The following is a 2,204-nucleotide window of genomic DNA, read 5'->3' on the forward strand; positions in this document are numbered from 1 at the left end:
CGGCGTCGCCCCCAATGCCAGGCTGCCTTCCGTGCGCGACGGCAGGCGGGTCTCCGTTGCCGGCCTGGTGCTGGTGCGCCAGCGCCCCGGCAAGGGCAACGCGATCTTTCTCACGCTGGAAGACGACAAGGCCGTCGCCAATGTCATCTTCTGGGAAAGGACCTTCACCCGCTTCCGGCCCATCGTCATGGGCGCCCGGTTTGTGAAGGTCACCGGGAAGCTGCAGTCGGAATCAGGTGTCGTCCATATCGTCGCCGAGAAGATCGAGGATCTGACGCCCTGGCTGACCGTGCTGCTGGAAAAGGTCAGTGCGGCCGCACCGCCGGCAGCCGGTCCTCCGCGCCGCTCCAGCCAACCCGCAATAGGGAAAGACGGACAGGATTTTGCGATGCTGTCGGAAGAGGCGGAAAGGGTCATGCCCAAAGGGCGCAATTTTCAGTAGGCACCGAGACCGGATCCACGCGCCTTCGTCATCCACGGGCGAAGCAGGAGCGAAGCGCCGTCGCGAAGACCCGGGGATCCATGCCGCTACATCGGCCAAGGAATGCGACGGTCCGGAATGGTGCCTGTCCTGGAGAAAGGCTGCTGGTCTTGGCCCGCTTTCACACGTCACATACGTCGCGGCATGGATCCCAGGGTCTCCGCGACGCCGCTTCGCGGCTGCTCCGCCCTGGGATGACGAAGCGATGATGCTCCGCGCCCCGCGCTCAGCCCGCCCCACCCAGCTTCGGCGGCGACAGCACATCCTCGGCCGAGATGGTCCGCGCCTCCGAAGGCAGCATGATGGGGATGCCGTCGCGCACGGGATAAGCGAGCTTGGCGACCCGCGAGACCAGCTCGCCACGCTCAGGGTCCCAGGCCAGCGGCCCCTTGGTCAGCGGGCAGGCCAGCAGTTCCAGCAGCTTCGGGTCGACGCTGGTTTTCTTTCCGTCACGCCCATCCGCCGCCATCAGGTCCTCTTCCGGTTTCACGCCGACAATATGTTGAGATTCAGGTCAGCCCGGCTGAATATCGGCACATCCTACTGCAGGCTCGAGCCAAAATCCTCATTCTCGCGCGCCAGCGTCATCTCGGTGATGGCGATCAGCGTCTCGGCCCGCGTCTTCAGGTCCGCGGCTTCCAGCAACGCCTGCTTCTCGGCCGGTCCATAGGGCGCCATCATCGACAGCGCGTTGACCAGCATGGCGTTTTCGGCCCGGCTGACGCTTTCCCAGTCGGCTTCCAGATCGTTGGCCTGCAGATAGGCGCGAAAGGCCCGCAGCAACGCCGGCCGGTCGATTTCATCAGCCGCCTGCTCCTCGTCGAGATCGGCCAGGAAGGGTGCCGGTTTGCACTGGCGGAACGGCGTCTTGACCGTCAGCTCGTGGGCGATGCGGAACCGGCACACGCCCTGCAGCGAAATCAGGTAGCGACCGTCGCCGGTCTCTGAAAAGGCGATGATGCGACCGATGCAGCCGACATTGCAAAGCTCCGGCTCGCCATCCTCGCGCAATGCGCCATTGAGACCGGGCTGGATGATGCCGATGAGACGCGAGCCGGCGACCGCCTCGTCCACCATCTGCAGGTAGCGCGGCTCGAAGATGTTGAGCGGCATGCGGCCGCCCGGCAAAAGGAGCGCGCCCTCGAGCGGAAAGATCGGGATCGTCAACGGCAAATCCTTGGCGAGCCGGTAATGCGCGTTTCCCGCTTGCACCTCATTCCTCCGATCGCTTCGATTGCGAAGCGTCAACCCTGCCCTGTCCTATCTGGCGCTCAGGCCCGACGCCGCAAGCCTGTGCGACAAAACAACCGATAACCGGCTCAGGAAAACAGCAACGCCGACAATTTGCGGCGCGCGGCAAGCGTCGCCTCGTCGGTCATGCCCCAAGCCTCGAACAGTTGCAGCAACTGGGTCCTGGCGCCGTCCTCGTTCCAGGCGCGGTCGGCCTTGATGATGGCCAGCAGATTGTCGGCCGCCGCGGTGCGATCGCCCCTGGCGTTCTGGATCATGGCCAGATCGAAACGCGCCTGATGGTCCTTGGGATTTTCTGCAAGCCGGCGTTCGAATTCGGCCGGGTTGCCGAGTTCGGCCGCCTGCGCGGCAAGCGCCATCTTGGCGCGCAGGGCGGCGAGCGCCGGCGCGTCCTTCTTGGCCTCGGGCGCCGTTGCCAGCAACGCCTCGGCGCCTTCCGTGTCGCCGGCTTCGAACAGCAGCTCGCCCAGCC

The 2,204-nt window shown here is 65.4% G+C and carries 4 protein-coding genes; 1 reads left to right on the forward strand and 3 read right to left on the reverse strand.

Annotated features, from left to right (window positions below; translation table 11 throughout):
* Nucleotides 1-442, forward strand: a 442-nt coding sequence (locus EOA36_RS33810; protein WP_245464544.1) for an OB-fold nucleic acid binding domain-containing protein, incomplete at its 5' end; no start/stop codon positions are given.
* Between the two features lie 265 nt (nucleotides 443-707).
* On the opposite strand, the gene EOA36_RS33815 is transcribed toward EOA36_RS33810, so the two are convergent.
* The 3 genes from EOA36_RS33815 to EOA36_RS33825 form a co-directional block, all read right to left on the reverse strand.
* Nucleotides 708-950: a Trm112 family protein gene (locus EOA36_RS33815; RefSeq protein WP_127281057.1), complete on the reverse strand. Its 243-nt coding sequence runs from the start codon at nucleotides 948-950 to the stop codon at nucleotides 708-710.
* A gap of 71 nt (nucleotides 951-1,021) precedes the next feature.
* Entirely contained in the window at nucleotides 1,022-1,693 is a 672-nt protein-coding gene (locus EOA36_RS33820) for an LON peptidase substrate-binding domain-containing protein (protein ID WP_127281055.1), read from the reverse strand.
* 107 nt (nucleotides 1,694-1,800) lie between these two features.
* Nucleotides 1,801-2,204, reverse strand: a 404-nt coding sequence (locus EOA36_RS33825; protein WP_127281056.1) for a tetratricopeptide repeat protein, incomplete at its 5' end; no start/stop codon positions are given.

Source organism: Mesorhizobium sp. M8A.F.Ca.ET.021.01.1.1, from assembly GCF_003998025.1.
GTDB lineage: Bacteria > Pseudomonadota > Alphaproteobacteria > Rhizobiales > Rhizobiaceae > Mesorhizobium.

Bases quoted from the DNA above. Each gene is read 5' to 3' on its own strand.
- EOA36_RS33815 (WP_127281057.1), bottom strand. From the start codon at position 950: ATGGCGGCGGATGGGCGTGACGGAAAGAAAACCAGCGTCGACCCGAAG.